This is a genomic window from Ectobacillus panaciterrae DSM 19096 (genome assembly GCF_000430785.1).
In the GTDB taxonomy this organism is placed as follows: Bacteria; Bacillota; Bacilli; order Bacillales; family Bacillaceae_G; genus Ectobacillus; species Ectobacillus panaciterrae.
The window spans coordinates 175936-200323 of record NZ_KE387246.1; the positions used below are offsets into that span (position 1 = coordinate 175936).

The 24388-nt window shown below is 40.0% G+C and carries 25 protein-coding genes; 12 read left to right on the forward strand and 13 right to left on the reverse strand.

Annotation, left to right across the window (positions count from 1 at the left end; genetic code table 11):
• Positions 1 to 57: 57 nt before the first annotated feature.
• Complete coding sequence (locus H540_RS0123320) at positions 58 to 327, reverse strand: hypothetical protein (protein ID WP_028402609.1); 270 nt, start codon at positions 325 to 327, stop codon at positions 58 to 60.
• Between the two features lie 465 nt (positions 328 to 792).
• Between H540_RS0123320 and H540_RS35720 the strand changes: the two genes are divergently transcribed.
• Complete coding sequence (locus H540_RS35720; protein ID WP_051317249.1) at positions 793 to 1548, forward strand: hypothetical protein; 756 nt, start codon at positions 793 to 795, stop codon at positions 1546 to 1548.
• A gap of 151 nt (positions 1549 to 1699) precedes the next feature.
• On the opposite strand, the gene H540_RS35280 is transcribed toward H540_RS35720, so the two are convergent.
• Positions 1700 to 1828 carry a hypothetical protein gene (locus H540_RS35280; RefSeq protein WP_281172540.1) on the reverse strand — a complete coding sequence of 43 codons (129 nt, stop codon included), beginning with the start codon at positions 1826 to 1828 and terminating at the stop codon, positions 1700 to 1702.
• Positions 1829 to 2389: 561 nt separating this feature from the next.
• Here H540_RS35280 and H540_RS0123335 point away from each other — a divergent pair.
• Positions 2390 to 3193 carry a UTP--glucose-1-phosphate uridylyltransferase gene (locus H540_RS0123335; RefSeq protein WP_028402610.1) on the forward strand — a complete coding sequence of 268 codons (804 nt, stop codon included), beginning with the start codon at positions 2390 to 2392 and terminating at the stop codon, positions 3191 to 3193.
• Between the two features lie 106 nt (positions 3194 to 3299).
• On the forward strand, positions 3300 to 4421 hold the full coding sequence (locus tag H540_RS0123340) for a DegT/DnrJ/EryC1/StrS family aminotransferase (RefSeq protein WP_028402611.1): 1122 nt from the start codon (positions 3300 to 3302) through the stop codon (positions 4419 to 4421).
• A 178-nt stretch (positions 4422 to 4599) separates the two neighbouring features.
• Here the strand turns inward: H540_RS0123340 and rfbG are convergent, their stop codons facing one another.
• The 3 genes from rfbG to H540_RS0123360 all read right to left on the reverse strand — a co-directional run bounded on the left by rfbG (position 4600) and on the right by H540_RS0123360 (position 7692).
• Positions 4600 to 5685, reverse strand: coding sequence for a CDP-glucose 4,6-dehydratase (gene rfbG / locus H540_RS0123350; RefSeq protein ID WP_028402613.1), 1086 nt, complete (start codon positions 5683 to 5685; stop codon positions 4600 to 4602).
• A gap of 18 nt (positions 5686 to 5703) precedes the next feature.
• Positions 5704 to 6480: a glucose-1-phosphate cytidylyltransferase gene (rfbF, locus tag H540_RS0123355; protein ID WP_028402614.1), complete on the reverse strand. Its 777-nt coding sequence runs from the start codon at positions 6478 to 6480 to the stop codon at positions 5704 to 5706.
• 255 nt (positions 6481 to 6735) lie between these two features.
• Positions 6736 to 7692, reverse strand: coding sequence for a glycosyltransferase family 4 protein (locus H540_RS0123360; protein ID WP_155891121.1), 957 nt, complete (start codon positions 7690 to 7692; stop codon positions 6736 to 6738).
• A 300-nt stretch (positions 7693 to 7992) separates the two neighbouring features.
• On the opposite strand from H540_RS0123360, the gene H540_RS0123365 reads away from it, so the two are divergent.
• Positions 7993 to 9147 carry a glycosyltransferase gene (locus tag H540_RS0123365; RefSeq protein ID WP_028402616.1) on the forward strand — a complete coding sequence of 385 codons (1155 nt, stop codon included), beginning with the start codon at positions 7993 to 7995 and terminating at the stop codon, positions 9145 to 9147.
• A 325-nt stretch (positions 9148 to 9472) separates the two neighbouring features.
• On the opposite strand, the gene H540_RS0123370 is transcribed toward H540_RS0123365, so the two are convergent.
• Both H540_RS0123370 and H540_RS0123375 read right to left on the reverse strand, forming a co-directional pair.
• Positions 9473 to 10648 (reverse strand): glycosyltransferase family 4 protein, encoded by a 1176-nt coding sequence (locus H540_RS0123370; RefSeq protein WP_051317250.1) that lies wholly within the window; start codon positions 10646 to 10648, stop codon positions 9473 to 9475.
• 50 nt (positions 10649 to 10698) lie between these two features.
• Positions 10699 to 11811 (reverse strand): glycosyltransferase family 4 protein, encoded by a 1113-nt coding sequence (locus H540_RS0123375; RefSeq protein ID WP_028402618.1) that lies wholly within the window; start codon positions 11809 to 11811, stop codon positions 10699 to 10701.
• Between the two features lie 195 nt (positions 11812 to 12006).
• Between H540_RS0123375 and H540_RS30735 the strand changes: the two genes are divergently transcribed.
• From H540_RS30735 to H540_RS0123405, 5 genes are all read left to right on the forward strand, one after another.
• Positions 12007 to 13428: a sugar phosphate nucleotidyltransferase gene (locus H540_RS30735; protein WP_051317251.1), complete on the forward strand. Its 1422-nt coding sequence runs from the start codon at positions 12007 to 12009 to the stop codon at positions 13426 to 13428.
• Between the two features lie 321 nt (positions 13429 to 13749).
• Positions 13750 to 14418, forward strand: a complete 669-nt coding sequence (locus H540_RS0123385) for a class I SAM-dependent methyltransferase (protein WP_028402619.1) — start codon at positions 13750 to 13752, stop codon at positions 14416 to 14418.
• A gap of 14 nt (positions 14419 to 14432) precedes the next feature.
• Positions 14433 to 15230, forward strand: coding sequence for a hypothetical protein (locus tag H540_RS0123390; RefSeq protein ID WP_155891122.1), 798 nt, complete (start codon positions 14433 to 14435; stop codon positions 15228 to 15230).
• A gap of 322 nt (positions 15231 to 15552) precedes the next feature.
• Positions 15553 to 16293 (forward strand): glycosyltransferase family 2 protein, encoded by a 741-nt coding sequence (locus tag H540_RS30740; protein ID WP_051317253.1) that lies wholly within the window; start codon positions 15553 to 15555, stop codon positions 16291 to 16293.
• A 66-nt stretch (positions 16294 to 16359) separates the two neighbouring features.
• On the forward strand, positions 16360 to 17082 hold the full coding sequence (locus H540_RS0123405; RefSeq protein ID WP_028402621.1) for a CotO family spore coat protein: 723 nt from the start codon (positions 16360 to 16362) through the stop codon (positions 17080 to 17082).
• 56 nt (positions 17083 to 17138) lie between these two features.
• On the opposite strand, the gene H540_RS0123410 is transcribed toward H540_RS0123405, so the two are convergent.
• Positions 17139 to 17564, reverse strand: a complete 426-nt coding sequence (locus tag H540_RS0123410) for a CotY/CotZ family spore coat protein (protein ID WP_028402622.1) — start codon at positions 17562 to 17564, stop codon at positions 17139 to 17141.
• 162 nt (positions 17565 to 17726) lie between these two features.
• On the opposite strand from H540_RS0123410, the gene H540_RS0123415 reads away from it, so the two are divergent.
• Together H540_RS0123415 and H540_RS33575 are read left to right on the forward strand one after the other, a co-directional pair.
• Positions 17727 to 18086: a DUF1360 domain-containing protein gene (locus tag H540_RS0123415; RefSeq protein ID WP_028402623.1), complete on the forward strand. Its 360-nt coding sequence runs from the start codon at positions 17727 to 17729 to the stop codon at positions 18084 to 18086.
• A gap of 75 nt (positions 18087 to 18161) precedes the next feature.
• Positions 18162 to 18326, forward strand: coding sequence for a hypothetical protein (locus tag H540_RS33575; protein ID WP_155891123.1), 165 nt, complete (start codon positions 18162 to 18164; stop codon positions 18324 to 18326).
• A gap of 29 nt (positions 18327 to 18355) precedes the next feature.
• Here H540_RS33575 and H540_RS0123425 read toward each other — a convergent pair whose 3' ends face one another.
• The 4 genes from H540_RS0123425 to H540_RS0123440 all read right to left on the reverse strand — a co-directional run bounded on the left by H540_RS0123425 (position 18356) and on the right by H540_RS0123440 (position 22487).
• Positions 18356 to 20641: a UvrD-helicase domain-containing protein gene (locus H540_RS0123425; RefSeq protein WP_028402624.1), complete on the reverse strand. Its 2286-nt coding sequence runs from the start codon at positions 20639 to 20641 to the stop codon at positions 18356 to 18358.
• Between the two features lie 112 nt (positions 20642 to 20753).
• On the reverse strand, positions 20754 to 21221 hold the full coding sequence (locus H540_RS0123430; protein ID WP_081415252.1) for a GNAT family N-acetyltransferase: 468 nt from the start codon (positions 21219 to 21221) through the stop codon (positions 20754 to 20756).
• Complete coding sequence (locus tag H540_RS0123435) at positions 21182 to 21694, reverse strand: YjcG family protein (protein ID WP_028402626.1); 513 nt, start codon at positions 21692 to 21694, stop codon at positions 21182 to 21184. Before H540_RS0123435 ends, H540_RS0123430 begins: the two co-directional genes overlap by 40 nt.
• Before the next feature lie 67 nt (positions 21695 to 21761).
• Complete coding sequence (locus H540_RS0123440) at positions 21762 to 22487, reverse strand: alpha/beta hydrolase (RefSeq protein ID WP_028402627.1); 726 nt, start codon at positions 22485 to 22487, stop codon at positions 21762 to 21764.
• A gap of 135 nt (positions 22488 to 22622) precedes the next feature.
• On the opposite strand from H540_RS0123440, the gene H540_RS0123445 reads away from it, so the two are divergent.
• Entirely contained in the window at positions 22623 to 23516 is an 894-nt protein-coding gene (locus H540_RS0123445; protein WP_028402628.1) for a DMT family transporter, read from the forward strand.
• Here the strand turns inward: H540_RS0123445 and H540_RS30745 are convergent, their stop codons facing one another.
• The gene (locus H540_RS30745; protein ID WP_051317254.1) at positions 23517 to 23915 is read right to left on the reverse strand and encodes an Ig-like domain-containing protein; all 399 of its coding nucleotides are present in this window, start codon (positions 23913 to 23915) and stop codon (positions 23517 to 23519) included.
• Positions 23916 to 24388: the final 473 nt, after the last annotated feature.

Genomic DNA, 24388 nt, shown 5'->3' on the forward strand with positions numbered 1-24388 from the left:
TCGAAGTATTCTGGAAAGTTCTTGAAAAAGACATTGTCAAGGTGTGTATTAGAAAATCTAATTGCACCAACTGTCCACCGCTTCCCCCACCTTGTCCACAACCTTCTCCAGAAGTGGAATAGCGTTTGGAGTCGCTTTTAGCGCGTGTAACGTTTCTTCCACTGGAAATGGAGTTGTGACAGTGAACGGTGTTGGAGTTGAAGGAATACCAGTATCTTTCGCAGTAAAAAGTGGTTCAGCATCTGTTTCTCCACTTGCCGTTATTACAGGACCAGGTGGAACTTTTAGTACGAATAGCACTCCTACTGGACCAGGAAATGTAACCATTACAATTACGGCTCTAATTGATGGAATTCCTATTTCCGACGACTTTACCTTTACTTCACCTTGTCTGTAAACTGCTTAAATTAGAAAGGTAGCCTAGAATTAATGGCTAACAAACGGTGCATTAAGTCGCTTTAAGAGAACAATGCGCTAGCCATAGAGACCTCTCGACTCTTTATGATTCTTGAGGTCTTTTTTTATACAAAGACAGAACAAATCTTTGCTTGCCAGTTTAGGCACCATCATGAACAAGACGGGATAGACATCTATGACTTTCGGATAAGGCTATTAAATTGGTAGACAGATGCACATTGTTTATCTTTACAGTCCATTCTCGGCAACTACCCATACCGAATTGTCCGGTTTCACATATTGTATTTTAGGGTTTTAGGACAGTAGCTTATTATCATACTTATTTTTTCCTGATTCCCTAATCTCATATTCATATATATATAAGGAGAGGAAAAAATGGATAGATGTCCAAAGTCCACAACATCAACGACAAGTTCCACAACATCAACGACAAGTTCCACAACATCAACGACAAGTTCCACAACATCGACAACATCGACAACAACGTCGACAACATCGACAACAACGTCGACAACATCGACAACAACGTCGACAACATCGACAACAACGTCCACAACGTCGACAACATCGACAACAACGTCGACAACATCGACCACAACTTCCACTACAACTACAACATCTACAACATCTACAACGTCAACAACAACTGTATGTCCAATTCCAAATCCGCAAACTTGCTGTCAAGTTGCCGTTGAATTTAAAACACAGCTCGTTCCGCCTGCATTGGCTTCAGCAGACCTAACAACGGAGGTATTTTTCACGCAGACGCCTGTTGTTGAAGATGTTTGCCCTGAAAAAGTCATCATTTGCGGCACATTAGCGAAAAAAATTAAGTTTACATCGGTGGATGAACAAGGAAACCAATGTCCGAAAGAAATTTGTGACGAGAGATCATTCCAATGTATCATTGACCGTGATGATGCAAACGAAGGAGACCATTTCGAAGTTTGTGGATTTGCCGTTTTATGTGAAGGTACACCAAGACCACAAAATTTCGGAACACGCCCGGGACCGCACGGAGAAGGCACTGTCGAAGTATTCTGGAAAGTTCTTGAAAAAGACATTGTCAAGGTGTGTATTAGAAAATCTAATTGCACCAACTGTCCACCGCTTCCCCCACCTTGTATGTAAACTGCTTAAATAGAAAGGTAGCCTAGAATTAACGGCTAACAAACGGTGCATTAAGTCGCTTTAAGAGAACAATACGATAGCCATAGAGCCCTCTTGAATCTTTCAAGAGGGCTCTATTTGCAGCAAAATACTAGAATCATAAGTCTCTTTTCTAATTCGACTTATTTATTTTTACGTTTTTATTTTGACCGCATCCACAGCCTCCACTTTGTTTTTTCGTTGTGGTCGATGATGAAGCAGATCCTGCTATGATTGGTTTCTGTCCTTTAATTATCTTCATTGTCACACCTCCTTCTTCATCTCTTAATAGTTTATGAGACAAGATAAAAAACGTTTCTTTCGGATCAGAAAAAGGCTTCTATGATTTTATTCCCGTGAAATTCACTCCTATTGGAGCTGCCGAGGGTTAAGAAGTTTATATCAACGATACAACGAATTGCGTGATACTTATGTACAAGTGAATAAAAAAATCGTCTTTTTATAGTGGGGCGAGAGCATCCGGCGACGTGCAGAAGCGGCCAAACTCTTGTAGTGGCCCATATAAGGGTAAACCAGAGAGAGGAAGTAAGTGCCAATGCCGTTTTGTTCGAAATAGCAAATGAAAACGTCGAAATTATAAATCATTTATAGTTGAACCGCTGTATATCGAACGGTACGTACGGTGGTGTGAGAGGTCGAGGGTTAGTCACCCTCTCCTACTCGATTGCATATCATAGGTGTTTTCACTGAAAATTGACAAGATGGAACAAACGAACTTACCTACAAATATACTAATTAATGTAGAAAAAAGCGACTGGCAGTATACTATTCCTCATTATGTGCAGAAGCGAGGTGGCATAAAGTGGTAAAAAAGGCTGTAATACCGGCAGCGGGATACGGAACAAGAAACCTTCCTATCACAAAAGTTTTGCCCAAAGAAATGTTTCCTATTGCAGGGCGCCCAGCGATTGACTATATCGTACGCGAAGCGGTTGAAGCGGGAATCGAGGAAATTCTGATCATCATTTCCCGTTCCAAAAATATGATCATGGACTATTTCGATTGTTCGTTAGAATTGGAAATGTTTCTGAATCAGGCTCAAAAGTCACACTTAATTCCGTTACTAGAACTGCCAAATGTTCATATTCAGTTTATCCGGCAAGTATATGCAAAGGGATTAGGCGATGCCATTCGTTTAGCGGAGCGATTTGTCGGGGATGAGCCATTTGCGGTCTTGCTTCCCGATCAATTTTTTATAAATGAGACAGCTAACGCACTCCAAAAAACAATCGCTGCTTACAACCAATATAAAGAAACCATCATCGGAGTGAAGGCAGTAAAACAAGAGGATTTAAAGCTTTATGGTGTAATAAAAGGAACAGAACTTACTGAAGGACTATACCATATTACAGATATTATTGAAAAACCCCAAACTGCCCCTCCATCAAATTTAGCTGTAATTGGACGCTACGTTTTTACACCTGAAATTTTCTCTTTTTTAAATGAGACTCTTCCCGGGATCGGTAATGAAATCCAGCTTACGGATGCGATCAAAAAAATGCTTACAAATTATGCGGCTAAGGCTCAAGTACTGGAAATGGACTGTTTCGACTTAGGAAAAGACGAAGAGTACATGACGCTATTAAATTATATGTTTAAAAAATAAATTATAGATGATTTGTATAGTGAAGGAAAACGAACGAAGGAAATGAAAGATATCCCGGTTTTTGATTCGGATTCGTTAGAATGCTTAATAGACTGGAGAAATTAACATGAAGAAAGAGTTGAAATTCACACAGGCGATGCATGTGACACAACATAAACTTCCTGATTTTGGTTTATATTGCAATCAAATCAAGGAAATATGGGATAGGAAGTGGGTGACGAATGACGGGCTTTTACATGAGAGATTTAAGTCTGAATTGAAGCGGTATCTAAAAGTCAGTGAAGCAGAGCTGTTTACCAATGGTCACTTAGCCCTAGAGACAGCTATCAAAGCTTTAGGATTGGAAGGGGAAATTATAACCACGCCATTCACTTTTGCGTCTACTGTACACGCCATTACAAACTGCGGACTTAAACCGGTATTCTGTGATATTGAACCCGAAACATTCAATATTGATGCAGATCAAATTGAAAAATACATTACTGACAAAACAATCGCGATTTTGGCGGTTCATGTCTTTGGAAACCCATGTGATGTCGATAAGATAAGCGAGTTAGCGAAAAAGTATAATTTGAAGGTTATATATGATGCTGCACATGCCTTTGGAGTGGAGATAAACGGCCGAGGTATCGGCAATTTTGGCAACGTGTCCATGTTCAGCTTACACGCTACAAAGGTTTTTAACTCAATTGAGGGCGGACTATTAACATTTCATGACAATACACTAAACTCAAAATTGAAAGCTCTTAAGAATTTTGGCATTACTTCTCTGGAAACTGTTGATTTTGTAGGAACAAACGCTAAAATGAATGAGTTTCAGGCAGCTATGGGTTTATGCAATATTAAAACGATTAAAGAGGATATAAGCAAGAGAAAGAGTATTTACGAAGAATATGCTAAGCACTTAAAGGAAATTCGGCAAATACAATTTTTACCGCAAATCGAGGAAGTAGAACATAATTACTCTTATTTTCCTATTTTGTTGGCTAATAATGTCATGAGAGATTGGTTATTCGAGAAAATGAGAGAGTACAATGTATACACAAGAAAGTATTTCTATCCATTATGTAATGACTTTGGATGCTATGATTACAATTCTGAAGAAACTCCTATTGCAGCCAATGTGAGTGACAGGGTCTTAGCTTTACCTATGTATACTGAGCTGCATGTTAGTGATGTAAAACAAATATGTGAAATTATTAAGTATGAGCTAGATAATTACAATTGAAAAATTAAGATTGCATATATAAAATCGTTTCTGCTTTCTTGGTTGGTTTGGCCGCTCCGGAGCGGTTTTATTGTTGGATTAAAATATGAAAACAGAGGGTGTCCCAAACCTGCGCTGCATGCTTTTGGGGCACCCTTCATAACTTGTAGTTGACATACATTGTGCTTGAGACTCATCCTTAATCTCCGCTTTCATATTCGGCAATCTGTTTTAGACATACTTCCTTTACATCTTTAGATGCTTGATAGGCACGCGTCCACTCAATTACCTTATCAATGGCCTGTTCCAGCTCCCATTTCGGTTGCCAGCCTAATCTGAAATGGGCTTTTGAGCAATCTAATTTTAAATACTGTGCTTCATGCTTGTCTTGGTCGCTTATTATCTTAAAAGATGCTTCTGCTCCCCATTTCTTACAAATGTTAGCTACAATCCATTCCACTGACCGGGCATCTTCGGTTTTTGGACCAAAATTCCATCCTTCTGCATACTTTGCGCCTTGCAAGTAAAGATGCTGAGCTAATATAATATAACCCCCTAGAGCTTCAAGGACATGCTGCCAAGGTCGAATAGCGTGCGGGTTTCTAATTTTTATCTCATCCCCTTTTAGAAGAGAGCGTATACAGTCAGGAACTAATCTATCAGATGCCCAATCTCCGCCGCCAATTACATTTCCCGATCTCGCTGAAGCTGCAGCGACCCCGTGCTTTTGATAGTCTTCGGGATTAAAATAAGAATTACGGTAGCATGCTGTTATCAGCTCTGAACAGGCTTTGCTATTGGAATAAGGGTCATATCCTCCCATTGGATCATTTTCTCTGTAGCCCCAATGCCATTCCCTGTTTTCATAACACTTATCAGAGGTAACGTTGATAACCGCTTTTATGTTTTTCTTTCGCTTAGCGACATCTCTTGTAGCCTCAAATAAATTAACTGTTCCCATTACATTAGTTTCATAGGTTTCGATAGGATCCTGATAGGATGCTTTAACCAGGGGTTGGGCAGCCATATGAATGACAATATGAGGATTAGCATCCATTAGGGCAGAATGTAGTGATTTGATATTCCTTATGTCTCCAATAATGGTTTTCGTATACTGATCGATATGACATAATTTAAAGAGATTAGGATTTGTTGGCGGATTAAGAGAAAATCCTGTAACTTTTGCTCCTAATGAATTTAGCCATAAGCAGAGCCATGAACCTTTAAAACCTGAATGACCTGTGATAAATACTTTCTTATCCTTCCAAAAGTCTTTATCTATCATATTTTACACCTCAGTTATCTACGCCCATATCTTCCATGGAGCTTTATCCTCTTTCCACAATTCTTCTAAATATTTTTTATCACGCAATGTGTCCATGGGATACCAAAATGCATGGTGCTTATATGCCATTAATTGATTGCATTTAGCTAAATTTTCTAGAGGTTCTTTTTCTAAAACTGTATTTTCATCATTTAAGTAATCAAATATTTCAGGCTGAAATACAAAGAATCCGCCGTTAACCCATCCGCCATCACCCTTTAGCTTTTCTTGAAAGCTTTCTACTCTCTGGTTTTCTGCCAGCTTTAGAACTCCAAACCTTCCTGTAGGTTGTGTCGCAGTAAGTGTGGCTAATCTCCCGTGCGCTTTATGGAATTCCAGCAACTTATGAATGTTTACATCGGCTACACCATCTCCGTACGTCAGCATAAATGGAGTATCTTCTACATAGTCCTTAATTTTCTTTACACGCCCGCCTGTCATTGTATCTATTCCTGTTTCTGCTAATGTGACTTTCCAAGGCTCAGCATTGTGATTATGAATTATTTTTTCATTATTATTACTGAAATCAACAGTTATATCGGATTTATACAGAAAGTAGTTTAAGAAGAAATCTTTAATGATATGACCTTTATATCCTAAGCAAATTATGAATTCATTAAATCCGTAAGCAGAATATATTTTCATAATATGCCAAATGATTGGATAGCCGCCAATTTCAATCATTGGTTTAGGCTTTAGGTGTGATTCTTCGCTTATTCTTGTTCCAAACCCTCCTGCAAGAATGACAACTTTCATATTATTCCTTCTTTCCAAAAGCTTTGTAAAGGATCCTGAGCACATAATCAAGCATGCCTTGAGCCAAACTATATAAGTCCACCTTGTTATTCCGACATATCTATCGTTTGCCACGTAGAACAAAAAGGAAACTGTGCTCACTCTCTCTCTATGGTTTACCCTTGCATGGACCACTACAAGGGTTTGACCGCTTCCGCACGTCGCTGGATGCTCTCGCCCACTGTAAAAAGACGGTTTTTATATATTGGGTTTTTATTATCGTTTTGCGACACGCTTATATATCCTTAAATAATTATCTGCCATTATTTCTCTTGTAAAGTTTTCTACTATATATTTATGAAGTAATATAGGGGACGGAAATTGATTTAAATTCACTTTATCAACCATTTCATCAGTGGATTGACACACTAAACTCGGGAACCTTTTTAATACTTCAGGTGCAGCACCATTATTCAATGCTAAAACCGGCGTTCCACAACTCATTGCTTCAATCATTGCCAATCCGAAGGGTTCATCCCAAATGGAAGGAAACAATAAACATTTGGCATTCTTTAATAATTCTTGCTTTCTCTTTCCGCCAACCTCACCAATGTATTCAATATTTTGATTACCTTGTAGTTTGGATTTAAGAACGGAATCAAAAAAATCTGTTTCAAAATTCGGACCTGCCACAATTAGTTTTTGACCGGTTCTTTCTGCAACTTCAACAGCTAAATGTGTCCCTTTATCTTTTGAAATTCTTCCTAAGAATAACAAATAATCTTTTTTTTTCGCACTAAATTCAAAATCGTTAAGATTTAATCCATTATGAACATAATCCCCGGAATTATTTCCATAAACTTTTAGGGCTGCTTCACTTACGTAAATGGGGTATTTCACTTTGGCGGTGGTAGGCATATGCACGGTGCAAACTGTCGGCACCCGTAACCTTTTTTTTCCTATTACAGAATAGTGTGTATGGTCATGAATGATGTCAATATTCCGCGGAAGAGTTCTTTTTACATACTGTATAATCTGATAATTATTGTTCCAAATTCCAGAATGGGGATATGCTAATAAATGGGCACTTGTTTTCGTGCCTTTAGGTGCATATAGAAATACTTCTTCTCCTCTGCTTACCAATTCCTCGGTTAGATCATAAACGACTCTTTCTATCCCTCCATAATCTGGCGGTAAGGGGAATATATTTGGGGCAACTTGAACAATTCTCATACGAACCTCCTCTAGAACAATACGCCAAATAACCTGATGCATACCAAATCCATATTATTATATTTTTGCTGCAAAAATTGGTTACATAATATGACTGACTCAATCTCCCCGCTGTAAAAAACGGGTGCGTTTCTTCAATTTGCTTTTTATTGCATCACTATACAAGCAAATACAAATGAGGTGTGTCATACATTAGAAATAGGCCGTACAAAATGAATGAAAGAAGGCTGGTTTTGTAACACGGACGCTACCAAGTTCAACAGATAAACTAAGGATGCAGTATGGACAAAGGGGGGAATTATGAAGGATTACCAAATCGTATGGAGGGGGCCGGTACTGGATGCCACAGGATATGGAGCTGCAAGCAGAGAATATGCTTTGGCGTTAGACCGCCAAGGAGTCGATGTTAAAATTGAAACGTACACATGGGGTTTTTCGTTCACTGGAGTTGACAGATACGAAAAGAAAAGGTTGCGTTATTTAATAAAAAAAGCTTATGCAAGAAATAAACAGAGGATTTTAATTTATCACACTCCTCCAGGAAATATCGACACAAGAGAAGAAAGGAAAAAGTTCAATTACAGCATTTTGAATACCGTATGGGAAACTCCAAAAATCCCTAATAGTTGGCTGCCGATCATCAATAAATTCGATGCTGTGTGCGTCCCATGCTCACAAAATATTGAGGCTATGATAAATAGCGGTGTAAATGTTCCCGTATTCTTAGTTCCACACGGGGCAGATACGAATAAGTATAAACCTGAAAATGAGAAGCTGCCGTTAGAAGAAGCGGCAGGAAAGTTTATTTTTGTAGCTGTATTTGATTTTCAACACCGAAAGAATCCTGAAACCTTATTAAAGGCTTATTGGGAGGAGTTTACTTCTAATGATAATGTAGTTTTGGTAATCAAAACTTATGGGGACAAGAGTGAAAGAATTACTAATAAGATATTTGAATATAAAAAGAAACTGGGGTTTGGTGATGAAACAGCACCCCTTTTTATTATGACAGGCATACTCGGGGAAAGGCAATTCAGAGGAATCTATACACTGGGTAATGCATTTGTTCTTCCTACAAGGGGGGAAGGAGTAGGATTGCCGTTTATTGAAGCACTATCAAGCGGTATTCCGGTGATAGCTACCGGCTGGGGGGGACAAATGGATTTCTTAAATGAAAAGAATTCCTTCTTGGTCGATTATAAGTTAAGTCATCCGGGAATCAGCATGAATAGTGAATATGCAATATCGACAGTTTATCGCGATTTGTTTGAAGAGGAAGGACAAATTTGGGCTGAAGCTGATATTGACGACTTAAAAAAACAAATGAGATATGCATATGAAAATCCGGATCTTTGCAGACAGAAAGGACTCCAAGGCAGAAGGGATATGCTTCAACTGTCTTGGGATAAAGCCGGCATCGCATTGAAGCAATTCGTAGAGAAGATAATAGGATAATAGGAGAATTTCAAGTAATCGGCCGAAGCCGTCTATTCTATACAAAAATCCTTATAGTTTATCCGAAGATGAAAGCCCAAAAGGCCATCATGTGATTTCACTGACGGCTTTTTTTTATAAAGTAAAGTATAAAATTTCGTATCAATGCTTCCCATTATGTTTCTTCTTTTAAGTACGCTGCTCCCTGCGGCACACAAAAGAATAGACTGCATGTGGAGTCCAATAAACACAGGAGCGGGCATTTTACAGGCTTTGACCGTCACTATACGCGGCAGGCGCACTATGCCCATCTAAAAAGGACTGAACACGGGCGGTGTTCCCGCGCTCAGTTTTTCTTATTGATTACATCATCTATTTCCTCTTGCATGCTTTTAGCGATATTGTGCCATGAATAGTTGTCATTAATATATTTTCGTCCGCATGCGGATATCTCTTTTAAGTGTTCTTTATCAAGGCAAAATTCATTAAGTTTATCTGCGAAGTCTTCTTGTTCCGCGTTAATATAGTGTTTCTTGTCGATAAGGTTTAATCCTCTGACGCCAAATTGCGTAGAGAACAAAGGGATGCCTGCCGATAAAAATTCAAGGGTTTTTAGGTTAACGCCCGCACCTTTAAACATAGGATTGATGGCAATATCGACACTTGCAAATAATTTTAATTTTTCTTTGTTATTGATTCTTCCTAATAGCTTAACATTAGACTTTTTTACCCTTGAAAAAGGGGTACAGCACCCTCCTGCGATAATAAATTCTATGTGCGGGCATTTATCTGCGAGATGATGAATGATGTAATGAACTGATTCGACGTTGGGCGGATATTCCGCTCCAATGAAAAAGGCCCTGGTCTTTGCGCTGAGTGTTGTTGTATTTCGAATCCATTCTTCCGGGTTAATTCCGTTTGGTGCTAACTTTATTTTTACAGGATCCATGTTATACATAGCAGTAAAGCTGTCTCTTTCTTGCCGAGAAGTAACAAATACTAAATCAGCGTATTCCACTAATCGCTTCTCCAGCTCATAAATAGAAGGAAGAAATTCTCTTGCCTTTTTATTTTCCCAAATCTGATCTGCCAATACATATTCATGATTATGGCTGTTATAAACTCGTAGTTTATCATCTAGACCAAGATACTGGTCATATCCTAGTAAATAAGGAGATTCATGAATGATAATATCGCTTTTTTTATATAAGATATCAAAATACTTTTTGTATGAGTTTGAGTATTGTGAAAGCTTAACGTTCATAATCAATGCAAATTCATAATTATTTTGATTTTGCGCTTCCCTGCCAATCTGATTATGCAAGGAATCCCTTTCGGCCTGATATTCCCTAAATGTGGGGGAAAATTCAACAGGATGCAGTTGGTGACGGTACGATTGGGATAATAGAGTAATATCGTAATATTGGCTGAGCTTATGATACAGATGGAAGTATCTCAATGTACCGCCGCTTGTTGGGGGATAAACTGTAGGGAAATGATTTAGGACCAATATTTTTTTCATTAATATATCCCTCCTTAACAAAGAATTTCATAATGGTGCTCTGACTTATTTTAAGTGGGTACAACACTGCGAAAAACATTTAGTGTTTCCTGAGCGCTCTTTTCCCAAGAGAATGCTTTTACTCTTGTTTGGCCTTTTTCTATTAACTTTGTTCTTGTCTGCGGATCCAATACTTGGAGCATTTTTAATGCTATATCTTCAGGGGAATCAGGATCGAACAGCAGAGCAGCATCTCCGGCGACCTCAGGAATACTTCCCCCATTGGAACAAACGATAGGAGTTTGTGTTCTCATTGCCTCCACCAAAGGGATGCCAAATCCTTCAAAAAGAGAAGGGAACACTAAAAAGCTAGCGTTATAGTAAAGATAGGGCATTTCCTGCTGCGGGACATATCCCAATATTTTTACTTGTTTCCCTAAAGTGTGATCCCTCAGGAATTTGACAACAGACTGATAAATCATATTCTCTTTATAGGTATAACCAGTAAGCACAAGGGGAATTGGCTTTTTATGTTTATCCCGAAGATGAATAAGTGCTGTAAGAAGATTGTGATGATTTTTGTGCGGGTTATAACTCGCGGGATATAGCGCGTATACATCAGGTAACTTGTATTTGGCTTTGATTTTTGCCTTGAGTCTCCTGTTTGGAGACTTGCAAAATACGTTTGATGTATCCTGATAGATAGCATGAATTTTCTCTTCGGGAATGTGGAGTCGATCGGCAATCGATTTTTTAGAGAATTCAGAAACGGTGATTACGGCATCGAAGGATGGGGCAAAAGTTCTATAGTATTGATTATTAAATTCTAATCCCCCAGAAACAAACTCGGGGTAAAATGCATGGAGAACGTCATGGATGGTTACCACGGTCGGGATGGGAATATCCGAAAGATATGACCTGTGCAGGGGGCAAAACCATAGGTCTAATTGACACCGGTGTATAGCTTCATAAATTTTCGATGACTCATCTGCTTTCTTTAATATGACTTTCTTTATTTGATTGATCTGATCAGGAAACATGCCGCTGTTTGGGTCAGTAAGGAAGAGGAATAACTCTAATTTATCGTCCTTGTTGGCTAAAAACCAAATTAGATTTTTCAAGTACTGTTCTACTCCGCCAAATCTATCCTGTGAAAGCCCTAATAAGTTAACCCCGATCTTCATATATTGACTCCTTTCCTCTGTTCACGAATACACTATTGTATGTATATTGCATAACGATGACATGGTTACAAGATGATAAATGAAATTGAAGTGTAAATTTCCGAACAAGTATGCTTCTTACGCCTATTTATACACACATTACACAACACTTAAATACAATGTAGGTAAAGTTTTCAAGGCAAAAGGATGTCATATATGAAACTCATATTGTTATCTGGCGGTTCGGGAAAAAGACTATGGCCGCTCTCGAATAAATCGAGACCGAAGCAGTTTTTAAAAATACTTAGAAATAAAAAAAATAATCAGCTTGAATCAATGGTACAAAGGGTATGGAATCAATTAAGGTCAGTGAATCTGGAGAATTCGACATATGTAGCTATCGGTAAGGCTCAAATAGGAATATTACAAAATCAGTTAGGAAGTGACATCCCGATTATTATTGAACCGGAAATGAGGGATACATTTCCGGCTGTCGCGTTGGCTGCTTCTTTCTTATATTCTAAAGTCAATATTCCTTTAGATGAGATTGTTTGCGTGTTGCCAACCGATTCTTACGTTGACGAACAATTTTATATGAAAATAAAGGATTTAGAGAACGTATTGATCGATAGCGGAGCAGACCTAGCTTTAGTAGGTACAAAACCTGCTTTCCCGTCTGAAAAGTATGGGTATATTATTCCCGAACAAAGACAAGAAAGTTTAGAACTTCCTTATGTTACTGTGAAAGGTTTTAAAGAAAAGCCGAGTAAGAACCAAGCCGAAAAGCTAATTCAAGATAAAGCTTTTTGGAATTGCGGGGTATTTGCATTTAAACTTTCTTATGTAATATCTATATTGCATAAGAATGGATGGCCTATTAAATATGAAGAGTTAATCGAGCAATATGGGCAACTGCCGAAAGTAAGTTTTGATTATGAGGTATTGGAGAAATCAAATAATATTGTGATGGTTGAGTACGAGGGAATATGGAAGGATTTAGGGACATGGAATACGTTGGCAGAAGAGATAGATGAGTGTCTATTAGGAGAAGGAATGATTCATCATTCTGCCAATACAAATGTCATTAATGAATTAAATACACCTGTGGTGGTATTAGGATTATCAAATATTATTGTTGTAAGAAGTCCAGATGGGATTTTAATTTCCGATAAATCAAAAAGTACAGAATTAAAGGGACTCATCAAATATGCAGATGAAAGACCAATGTATGAAGAACGCCACTGGGGTTGGTATCGTGTACTCGATTATTCTAAAATTGAACCGGGAAGAGAGGCATTGACTAAGAAAATAGCCATTCAGAGTGGAAAGAATATAAGTTACCAGTCACATAATAAAAGGCGGGAGGTATGGACAATTATTTCCGGAGAAGGAGCGTTTGTCCTTGATGATAAATTATTTCATGTAAAGCCGGATGATGTATTAGAGATTCCAATAGGTGCAAAACATAGTATTAAAGCTATTACTGACCTTGAATTGATTGAAGTGCAAATTGGAAGTGAATTGATAGAGGAAGACATCTCTGTAATTTGTGTATCTTGGGAAGAGATAGAGGAATATTTATCTTTTGTAGGCGAGAGGACCCCATCCTCAAGGAATGAGAAGGGCGCAGCCCAATGAGTAGGGTGGGGATGAATCGCCTTCAGACAAGGGATGGCTATGTACCATCCCGATTGTCTGACTGTTCGAGTTTTGTTGATAATGGTATAGAAGAGCTCTCTCCCCTCTTTCTGTTGTAAAGAAGAGGGGGAGTTATCCAACCAGTTGACAAAATTATTTTTCAATAGTCTGGAAATAGACCGCTTGAAGCGGTCTATTTGGCATGGATTGAGCAGGTACAATGGTTTAACAATGGTCTGGTCTTGTTCACATAACATATTTAACTGCTCCTTACATAAATTAGAACAGGAAGGTTATGAAATAAGCTAAGGGAGGATGGAAATGTCAGTATTTAATAAGGCGTACTTTCAATGGCAGCATCTTGCTGCTTTACGTTCAGCTGAAGAAGTTGTACCGGATATTATTAGGCTTATTCAGCCTAAATCCGTTATTGATATTGGGTGCGGTATCGGTTCTTGGCTAAGTGTTTTTCAGAAATACGGTATTGAGGATATTAAGGGCATTGACGGACCTTACATTAATAAAAATTTGCTGCGAATTCCAGAAGATAAATTTATGAAAATGGATTTAACAAATCCTGTGACAGCTGACCGATCTTACGATTTAGTTTTATGTCTGGAAGTGGCAGAGTGTCTCCCATATGAAGGCAGTAAACGCTTCATAGACTATCTTGTTCAACTGGGACCGGTTATCCTTTTCTCGGCTGCAATTCCATATCAAGGAGGAATAGGACATATAAACGAACAGTGGGCTGAATTTTGGGCTAGATACTTCTTGATTTATGGATATGAACCAGTAGATTATATTAGGGAAAAAGTATGGAATAATCCTCGAGTTGACTGGTGGTATGCACAAAATATGATTTTATATGTACGGGAGGATTATTTACATCAACATAGCGAGTTAAAGCAAGCGTTTAAGCGTACCATGTTCCATCAATTGACAAGGATCCATCCCAAAAACTATATAAGATTTATTAATAGTCAATAAATAGTTATTTGGAGGTGTTTATTATTATTTATTTTGTAATTGTGGCTTACAGAAGCGAGGAAGTTCTTAAAGAGCAAATTGAAAATGTAAAATATTATAATCCGGGTTGTGAGGTGGTTTTATTCAATGGGGGGGAAGATGAAAACTTTGCCAAGCATTTAGGGGTTCCAATATGTCCTTACAGTAGAAAGCTTGTTTACGGAAAAGCAGCTGCCTTTTTGTATTTTACTATGAGGTGGTTAAAAGAAGAGAATATCGAATTTGATTATCTTGTAAATCTTGATCCTGATATGATTTTTATAAATTATGGATTTGAGGAGTATGTGCGAACCTATATGGACGGTTATGATTGTATGGGAGGGCACATGAATATTTTAAATACTCCGCATGATACACCGCATATACAGCCAACTGATGATATGTGGAGAGAATGGGATTATTGGAAGCCCTTTTTTAATACGGAATACTTTGTAAGATATTTAAATCCAGGGCAGGTGTATACCAAGAGTATTTTGGAAAAAATCTTGCAATCTACCGATTTGAATGTGTTAGAGAAGATGTGGAGCGAAACGAAAGTACATGCAATTGAGGAGATGATTTGGCCAACTTTAGTGATGGCACTTGGAGGGAAATGCAGGGATTATCAGTTTACCTATGATTATCCTCTTGACCAAATACGATGGAGGCCGTATTTCAGTATTGCTGAAATTTTGGAAAAACAAAAGCTTTCTTTCTTTTGGGTCCACCCAGTTACAGAGAATGTTCTTTTGGAATATTGTAAATGGCATATGAATAATGAAAGGCCCTTGTGAAGCTCTAGGAACTTCTCGATGTTACTTATTTTTTCTGTAGATACATTGCCTGCTCTGATGATTGTTGTTTCTGTCATACGTAAAAGTTCAGAAGAGGAATGTGAGCCGGCCCTGCCACGCCTGTAATAAGAATTGTTTTAGCCAAACTATTCATCTCATGTTGGAAAGTCGATAAATACAACATCATAACCATTATATATAATTTATAGCTAGAGGTGAGAGCGGAATTTTACGAATACTCTTTCTTGCAAAATCATACATTCCGTAGTAACTACCCACGTTGTATATTTAAATCCAAAGGGGAAGTGACAGGAGTGGTTTGATGATTTCAATCATTGTATGCACAAAGCGTGAACGTGCTATGCAAAATGTTTTTGAAAACTACGAACGTCAGCAATACGAGGAAAAAGAGTTAATTATTGTACTGAATTATGATCGCATGAATATTAATAATTGGAAAAAAGAGGCGGATAAATATAAGAATGTTTCTGTATTCCAATTGCCACAGCAAACTACCTTAGGAGAATGTTATAACTTTGCTATACCGAAAGCCCGCTATCCTTATATTGCCAAGTTTGATGATGATGACTACTATTCTCCTTATTATTTATCAGAAGCTGCCAGAGGATTCGAAGAGAGTGGTGCTGCTGTGGTAGGAAAGAGCACTGTATTCATTTACTATATTGGCCGGGCTTTCCTCACTATTTTCAACGAAGGCAAAGAATTTGTTCATATACGTGGAGAGAAAGAATTATATAAGAAATATTTGCCCGGAGCTACACTGGTATTTAAAAAAGATATTTACCCGGCAATTTCATTTGAACATATAAATGTCGGAGAAGACACAATGTTTTTAGAAGCATGCTTAAAGCAGGGGCTTCCGGCGTATAGTACTTCAAGATACAACTATGTATATCTTCGTTATCCGCAAACAACTCATCATACCTCAACGTTTCAGGAATACAAGCTGTTTGAACGGTCAAAACCACTTTGTCAAACAAGGAATTTCCAGGGGATGATTACCTCTCCTGTTGATGACATTTTTAATAAAGGAGAAATGTAAGAAATATTTTTTTCTTTATGCAAGCATATATTGTATACAGAATTAAAGGATGCAGGAGGGAGAGACATGGTGAAAAAGGAAAACAGCCGGGCTGAACGAGAACCGCTTTTGTATATTACACAGCCTGAGTTTCAAAAAGCAGGGGCCTCTATGCAACAGTATTTCGTTATCAAGGCAAATAAGACTGAAACCTCACAAGAAGAGCAAAATGAGGACCTATCGAAGCAAGAAGCGGAGAGCGAAATTGAGGCAGAAGTTCAAGAGCAAGTAATCCTGCAGCAGGAGGAAGCGCAAGAGGACGAGGAAGAAGTTGTGTTACAGAGTGCAGCAACAGAGGCCGTGGAAGAAATATCAACTGAGATAGACGAGGAGGAAGAAGAGGAAGAGGAGGAGGAGGAGGAAGAAGAGGAAGAAGAAGAGGAGGAAGAAGAAGAAGAGGAGGAAGAAGAAGAAGAGGCTTATGTCACCGAAGAAGAAGTTGTGCTGCAGAGCGCAGCAACAGAGGCCGCGGAAGAAATATCAACTGAGACAGACGAGCAGAAGGAAAGCGAGAATGTAATCCGAAAAGCGTTTAAAGATTTAGATAATAAACAAAGGATTCATTATATATTGAATCGGCCGCATTACATCCCGAGAATATTATGCGAGGTTAGAACAGAGACCAGGATTCACATCGGGTACATCACCGGCTTTGAAAATGAGATTATGACATTCAAAGCCTATAACAAGTTCTCTGTAATAAGAATTCCTTATGTAGAAATCATAAACATTCAAATGAGAATGCTTTAGTAAATAAAAGAGCGGTAGAAATACCTACCGCTCATAGTTTTTTAAGTTTACATGAGTTAAACGCCAGAAACAAATGTGTCCTCAATACATGCGATTGCACAGAAGCAATTTAAATCAACAATGATACATTGGGCAGTTGCTTCGAATTTGCACATTGCCATGTTGCCTTCGTTGACTAATCGTAATACTCGTAGTACTGCGCAACAATCGTCTACGCTTTCTACGCGGAAGAATGGAGAGGAATCAGGTTCGCAGCCATTTATGAAGAAGTCAACTTCAAACCTTTCACCTTCTGACGTGTATAAAGAGAATACCCGAGTGTTAGGTCTCATGCCGTTTTGGTTGGATGTGCCAAGTACTGGATTTAAGCAGTTTGAAGTACAGCTGAAGTCTGTACTTACATCTTGAATTTCGGCAATCATCTGTACTACATCGCATACGCAGTTAACCTTGCTGAAATGATGGTTATCGTTACAGCTCATTTATGTCACTCCTTATCATTAAGTTTTGTTTTACACTATTAGAATATTGAACTGGGTAATAATCGGTTACTGTACTTGGGTTGCTTTTTAAGAAATGGGCATGTGTCAATTCAGGTTGTTTGTACTGGCGGGACAGATGATGTATAGACGAGGAGGGAGCCAATGCTTCCGTATAGCTGGTTCATGCTGTTTCTATTTGCATTTGCATCTTTTCGGTTAACGAGATTGCTTGTATATGATAAAATTACGCGGTTTATACGGGCTCCTTTTATTGACGAGATCCAGGTGCAGGAGGAAGACGGTTCGATCACGACTTATACTAAAATCAAGGGGAGCGGACTTCAGTATTGGATCGGAGAGCTGTTGAACTGTTATTGGTGTACGGGAATATGGACAACGGCCTTTTTACTTCTTTGTTACTATTGGATGCCGAAGCTGACGGAACCGTTATTGTTTTTGCTTGCCATCGCCGGGATAGCGGCATGTATTGAAACAATTATAGGCAAGTGGACAGAAGCATAAAAATAGGAGCACGGGTGCAGAAGAAGGGTCATATAGTAAATAGAGCAAAATTTACACAACAAGGGGAGAGACATAATGAAGAAACGCTCGTCATATAATTCGCATGCTGCAAATCAATTGAATTACCAATTGCATCATCAAATGCTGCAACAAGGCTATAAAAAGAAAAAAAGCTGCAACTGCGGTAAGAGAAAGAAAGAACAGCGAGAACAGCCAGAAAATCAAGACGAAAACAAATAAAAAGCAGAGCGCACAGAAGGCTCTGCTTTTTACTGTAATAAACCTTTTATAAACCGAGACGGATAAGCAGTCCGGCCCCGCCGCATGCTTGGAACAGATACATAGAGTGTTTCCTGCGCACGCGTAATCGCCACATACGTAAGCCGCCGTTCTTCTTCAAGCGGTACGCTGTCTCCTTCCCGGAAGGAATCTAGCGAAAAATCGTGCGGCAAGGAGCCATCGACTGCCCCGAGGAGGTATACGTGCTTATATTCTAGCCCCTTAGAGCGGTGAATGGTGAGAAGTTGCACAGCGTCCGTGTACGTTTTGCTGAGCTTTTTCATTTCTTCGTTCATGGCAATCATATGGTCAACGTGTGCTAAAAAAGCAAGGACGGTCGTGAACTTGCGTGCAACTACCTTTAAGTCGCGCAGATCGTCTGAACCTTTGTCCATCGCGTTTCCTTCGTTGCCGCGTTTTTTAATAAAATCGGAAAATCCCATTTCCCGTTCGATGATTTCAATCGCAACGAGAGGGGGTGCGTCTTTTAATGTACGAAACAGCGGTACCATTTTCTGCAGCTTTTTTTGTTGAAACGGCTGTATGTTTGTCAGCTTGCTGAGCGCGCGTACGAGCGAGCAGTCCTGCAGAATACTGATAGCCTTTAAGTCTTGCAGCACAGATTGTTTTAGGAAAAGAGCTACGAGCAAATCGCTGATTGCATTCACATTGTCTTCATCCACGCTCAAGCGCAAGTATGCCAGCAGGCTGCGTACGATGCGGCGCTGATAAAAGGAATCGGCATCCCTTTCAATGACAAAGGGGATGAAGGATTGCGATAATCGTTCAAAGATAGCGCGCGAAGCGGAATGCGTTCGATACAGGATCGCAAAGTCAGAGGGGGTTGCGCCCTTTTCAATGCGTTCTTTTATGTCCGTAACAATCATGGTTGCTTCCTCTTCTTCATCGTATGGAAAGAAGAAGGAAGGCGGTGAGCTGGAATGAAACTGAGCCTTCATTTGCTTCGGGCGCCGCTGTTTGTTTAAGCGTATGACCTTGTTTGCGACGGTGACGATGCTGTGAGAAGAGCGGTAGTTTTGGCTTAATGTCACAATTTCTGCATTTGGATAGTCCTTATCAAAATGCAGGATAAAAGATGGGTCGCTCCCGCGAAACGCGTATATGGATTGATCGTCATCACCGACTGCGCATACGTTGTTTGTCTGCTTGGAGAGCAGCTGCATGATTTTATACTGCACTTTGTTGATGTCTTGAAATTCATCAATCAGAAAATAACGGAAGCGGTTCTGATAGCGAGCCAGCAGCTCTTCATTCGTCCGCAGCAGCTCATAGCAGCCATATAACATATCATCAAAGTCAAACAAACCGCGTTCTTGTTTCATCTGTTCATAACGCTTGTACAAGTATACTGCCTTGTCTTCCCACGGACTGGCAGGCGTAATAGAGTCATAATGTGTCAATGTGTTTTTCCAGTATCCGATTTGCTGCATGGCTTGGTCATACGGAAATTCTTTCTCATCAATGCCGATTTCCGCGCCTGCTTCCTTCAGTATCCGATCGATTTGCCAGTCGTATTTCAGCAAGTATTGCGATGACCATCGTTCCGGTTCATGGTGCATCAAGATGCGGTAGAAAATACTGTGAAAGGTTCCGACCAATAAAGAGTGTAACGCTGTTTTCGGTAAGCTGGAGAAGCGCTGCAGCCGTTCTTTCATTTCGTGTGCCGCTTTGGCAGTGAAGGTAACGAGCATAATTGATTTTGGGTCTATTCCTTTTTCCTGAATCATGTAAGCGGTCCGGGCAGTCAATACTCTCGTTTTTCCGCTGCCGGCTCCGGCTAAAATGAGAAGCGGTCCTTCTGTGCATGTGACGGCTTTATATTGTGAAGCATCAAGCGGAAACTGTTCTTCGTTTAAGATAGAGTGCAGGGTTTGCTCGTTTTGCTTCATAAAGTCGGTAATGCCTTTGGCGGGCTGAACTTCCTTCCAAAGAGAAACAGACCGTTCTTCTGTAATGCTGCGCGATTTCGGGATGCGAAATCCGCCTTGCTCCGCGTATTGTGCGCTTGCAGTCACCAGCGCTTTCTGCTTTTCTTGCGCGCGGGTATGTACGGCAGCTTCACAAGCAAAGGTTGTTGTTTCCGTTGTATGATAAAAATGAGGGCGCTGTTGAATGCCTAAGTACAATTTAACGGGCTTTTGGCACGAAATGCACGTAACCTCATCGCGAAGACTGGCTTCATAGAGCATTTGAAAGCTTTCGCGCGGATAGTATTGCAGGTTGATTTCTTTTCCGTTATAGGAGGCAATCTCCATGGGACGGGTCTCCCTTCAAATCTGTTTTTTTCAGTACTTTTCATCTTATCATACCTGTTTCTAAAAAACGAGACGCATAACGAAAAGAAAGGACGGTCAAATGACCATCCTTCTAAATTGCCTTCACCATGACAACATGCGGTATATTTGCTTCCATAAATACGTCGGAAACCGTTTTGTAGCCTAGCTTTTGATAAAAGGGCTCTGCATGCGTTTGTGCGTGAAGCTTCACTTTGTGAAGGTTTTTCTGCGCAGCGAGCTCTTCAAGCGCCTCCATGATCAGACGGCCTGCGCCTTTGCCGCGATGAGAGGAGAGGACGCAAATGCGTTCCATTTTGCCGATATCCTCGACTTCTCTTATGCGTCCGGCTCCGACAGGAACGCCTTCATCATACAGCACGACATGATTTGCAGTTGCATCGAATTCATCGTATTCTTCTTCTGCGGATACTTGCTGTTCTTCTACAAATACAAGCTTGCGAACGATAAAAGCATCCTGCAATTGTTGTTCATGATTCACTGCCAGTACGTTCAAATTCCTTATTCCTTTCCTAAATGGAATGTTTCGTATACAGTCCATGCGCCGTTATCCAGTTGATACAGAAGGTGGAAGCGGTCAATTGGCTGCTCATATTGGAAATCCATCATTTTTAAATGGCCCAATACGTCAGCATGCTCGGCATCGGACATTTTTTGTCCGATTGTAATATGAGGCACGAAAGCATATTCCCGCGCTTGCTTGAAATAGCCATTGTACAAATGCTCATTTAGCGCTTCGAGCTCCGGCTTTTTTTCAACTTTTAAGTAAATTACGTTATTTACAGGAGAGAAGGAGCTCACTTTCTCTACCTTTAAGGTAAACGGCTGCACTTGAAAAGCAATGGAATGCAACTGATTTACAATGCTTTCAATTTCTTCCTCAGGAGCTTCAAAAGCCGATTTTAACGTAATGTGAGGCGGAATAAGCGCGTAATGCGGATCGTAGCGCTTACGAAGGTTGTTTGCTCTGTCTTGCAATGCTTTAGATGGGAAAATAACAATACCAAATTTCATGCTGTTGCCTCCTTTTTATATACCTCTCTTATCTATTATATCAAATAATTCTGAAATCTAGGAGATGTTATTTCAACGAGAGCATGACAGAAAATGCGTGAGGAAGATTTTTCTGCCAATGTTTCCATGTGTGATCTCCTTGGAATTCCTCATAATAGTATGGAATGCCTTTATCTGAAAGCAACTTATGCAAATCGCGGTTCGGCTGCACAAAATCTCGAATTGTGCCGTCTGTCGTTTTTACAGCCGTTTCTTCTGTCCCGATAATATGATACAGCTCCAGGCTGTTTGATGCGGATAGGCTTTGCGCTTTATCCATCACCGTATCATTCACAAAAGGAGACTGCATGATCACTTTCCCGAATGTATGCGGATACATAAGCGCGGTCATAAACGATACCGTGCCTCCAAGCGAATCGCCTACTAAGACGCGGCCGCTTCCCACTTGATAGGTAGGATATTGTTCGTCCAGATACGGCACAAGCTCGTGTGCCAGAAAACGTACGTAAGCGGCGTTCTGTGAGCCGTCCGGATGGTATTTTTCTTTGCGGTCGAACACATCTTTATATGGAATGCCCACAAAGATGGTGCGGTCGATCGTTCCTTCCTCCTGCAACTTTTCCAGTACGCGGGCGGCTCGGCCGAACCGCAAATAATCGCTGCCGTCCTGTGCGATCACAAGTGTATGCTTGAGCAGCGGAGTGAAGCCCGAAGGCAAATATACAAGCAGAGAAATGTCCTCTTGCAGCGCTTGACTGTAAAATGTTAACTCTTGTAGGTTCCCTTGTGCCATATGCTGATCTCTCCCATCGAAAATGTTACACCTGTATCTTACCATAAGAGAAGAGTAGGTAGTCAATTTTGCTAGATTGGAGTGCGGCAACGGATTATAATGAATCATAAAGTAAAAGAGGGGGGGGAAGAGAACTTGAATCAAGAAAAATCTATTGCGCTGCCGCTGGCGGTTTCCATTATCGCCATTTCATTTTCAGCTATTTTCGTTAAGCTTTCGAGCGCTCCTTCTTCCATTTTGAGCATGTATCGCCTTTGGCTGGCGAGCTTGCTTCTCGTGCCAATCGTGTGGAAGAAGAGAGAAGAGTTTCGACATATTACGAAAAAGGATTGGCTGTTTTTAGCGTCATCTGGCTTTTTTTTGGCGCTTCACTTTTTGCTTTGGTTTGGTTCTCTGAAGCTTACGACTGTCGCGAGCTCGACTATTATTTTGGCGCTGCAGCCGCTTGTGGCGCTGGCGGGAGGCTTTTTATTTTTTCGTGACCGGACAACGCTTTCAGCTGTCGCAACGATGACAATCGCCATTTTCGGGGTGGCAATGATCGGCTGGGGAGATGTCGGCTTAAGCGAGAACGCCATTTTAGGAGACGTATTGTCCTTTCTGAGCGTCATCGCGGTTGTCGGCTACTTGCTGATCGGCCAAAGTACGGTAAAGAAAGTATCGCATTGGATTTATAGCTTTTGTGTGTTTCTGTTTGCCGCAAGCTTTTTGACCGTGTATAACATGGTGACGGCGACATCGTTTCTCGGGTACTCAGCTTGGGACTGGGGGATGTTTCTTTTATTGGCGATAGTGCCGACATTGGCGCACATCATTCATAACTGGCTGCTTAATTACGTGAATGCGACTACGATTTCTATGAGCATTTTAGGCGAGCCTGTAGGAGCCACCATTTTAGCTGTATTGCTGCTGGGAGAACAGCTGACAGGTGTGCAAATCATGGGCGGCGTCCTTGTGCTGGCCGGCGTATTCTTCTTTTTAATGCAACAGCAAAAAGCGGTATATAAAGAGATTTCGGAAAGTATCTAATCATTTGTTTGTAGTTAAGTAATCGTGTACGGTTACAATGCACAGGTCGCGAAATGAGCCGTCTTCCGCCGCTGCGATGATGATGGTTTTTCCGGCCTGTTTTCCTTTTATAATAGCTTTATTCTCATTAATTTCTAAATCTGCTACGGATGGATCGGTAATGCTCCATGTAATTGCTTGATTCGCTGCATTGTCTGGAAGAACGGCGGCCTTCAGTTCTTCTGCTTGTCCCACCTTCAGCTTGAGCTTTGCTTTGTTGAGATGAACGCCGATGACATTGATGGATACAGGCGCAAGCGAAAGGTACGGCTTTTCATCTTTTTTTTCTGTTATAGAAGCAGGAGCGGTATAGGCGAATACAGCTCCGCCGCTTTTATAATCTTTATGTCTTATAATCACGAACAATCCCCCCTTTTCTGTATTAATCCTTATCTTTATCTTACAAGAGGAGTGTTATGGTTCAGTTAACAAAAAATTAAGGAAATATTAAGATTAATTTAGAGGGAAATAGAAAAAACAAGGAATTTGTCGAATAAAAAAATCGTCGAAGCTTCATGCTCCGGCGATTTTTTTATTATGCTATTTTGGGGAATTCTTCAAATTGCTGCTCGGCAGCTGGGGAAGGTTTTGTCAGTAGGCTGACGGCTATAATCGTGACCAAGCTCACCGGGGATCATTTCATATAAACCAGTAGCTTTTAACGAAGGAACTTGTGCCCATGTAATAACAGTGACCGCAGCGTATCATAACAATTTATATTTTATTATTTTTTGTATTAAAAATAAATAAAATATAAGAATTTTCTAAATGTAAGCATTATACTTACGTTTTATAATTTTCTTAATATAACATAAGTGAGTGAAAATGTGCGT

Bases quoted from the DNA above. Each gene is read 5' to 3' on its own strand.
- H540_RS0123370 (WP_051317250.1), bottom strand. From the start codon at position 10,648: ATGAAAAAAATATTGGTCCTAAATCATTTCCCTACAGTTTATCCCCCA.
- H540_RS0123410 (WP_028402622.1), bottom strand. From the start codon at position 17,564: ATGAGCTGTAACGATAACCATCATTTCAGCAAGGTTAACTGCGTATGC.
- H540_RS0123365 (WP_028402616.1), top strand. From the start codon at position 7,993: ATGAAGGATTACCAAATCGTATGGAGGGGGCCGGTACTGGATGCCACA.
- rfbG (WP_028402613.1), bottom strand. From the start codon at position 5,685: ATGATAGATAAAGACTTTTGGAAGGATAAGAAAGTATTTATCACAGGT.
- H540_RS0123385 (WP_028402619.1), top strand. From the start codon at position 13,750: ATGTCAGTATTTAATAAGGCGTACTTTCAATGGCAGCATCTTGCTGCT.
- H540_RS0123405 (WP_028402621.1), top strand. From the start codon at position 16,360: ATGGTGAAAAAGGAAAACAGCCGGGCTGAACGAGAACCGCTTTTGTAT.
- rfbF (WP_028402614.1), bottom strand. From the start codon at position 6,480: ATGAAAGTTGTCATTCTTGCAGGAGGGTTTGGAACAAGAATAAGCGAA.
- H540_RS0123435 (WP_028402626.1), bottom strand. From the start codon at position 21,694: ATGAAATTTGGTATTGTTATTTTCCCATCTAAAGCATTGCAAGACAGA.
- H540_RS0123375 (WP_028402618.1), bottom strand. From the start codon at position 11,811: ATGAAGATCGGGGTTAACTTATTAGGGCTTTCACAGGATAGATTTGGC.
- H540_RS33575 (WP_155891123.1), top strand. From the start codon at position 18,162: ATGAAGAAACGCTCGTCATATAATTCGCATGCTGCAAATCAATTGAAT.
- H540_RS0123320 (WP_028402609.1), bottom strand. From the start codon at position 327: ATGGTTACATTTCCTGGTCCAGTAGGAGTGCTATTCGTACTAAAAGTT.
- H540_RS0123415 (WP_028402623.1), top strand. From the start codon at position 17,727: ATGCTTCCGTATAGCTGGTTCATGCTGTTTCTATTTGCATTTGCATCT.
- H540_RS0123360 (WP_155891121.1), bottom strand. From the start codon at position 7,692: ATGAGAATTGTTCAAGTTGCCCCAAATATATTCCCCTTACCGCCAGAT.
- H540_RS30735 (WP_051317251.1), top strand. From the start codon at position 12,007: ATGAAACTCATATTGTTATCTGGCGGTTCGGGAAAAAGACTATGGCCG.
- H540_RS0123425 (WP_028402624.1), bottom strand. From the start codon at position 20,641: ATGGAGATTGCCTCCTATAACGGAAAAGAAATCAACCTGCAATACTAT.
- H540_RS35280 (WP_281172540.1), bottom strand. From the start codon at position 1,828: ATGAAGATAATTAAAGGACAGAAACCAATCATAGCAGGATCTGCTTCA.
- H540_RS35720 (WP_051317249.1), top strand. From the start codon at position 793: ATGGATAGATGTCCAAAGTCCACAACATCAACGACAAGTTCCACAACA.
- H540_RS0123340 (WP_028402611.1), top strand. From the start codon at position 3,300: ATGAAGAAAGAGTTGAAATTCACACAGGCGATGCATGTGACACAACAT.
- H540_RS0123430 (WP_081415252.1), bottom strand. From the start codon at position 21,221: ATGGACTGTATACGAAACATTCCATTTAGGAAAGGAATAAGGAATTTG.
- H540_RS0123440 (WP_028402627.1), bottom strand. From the start codon at position 22,487: ATGGCACAAGGGAACCTACAAGAGTTAACATTTTACAGTCAAGCGCTG.
- H540_RS30740 (WP_051317253.1), top strand. From the start codon at position 15,553: ATGATTTCAATCATTGTATGCACAAAGCGTGAACGTGCTATGCAAAAT.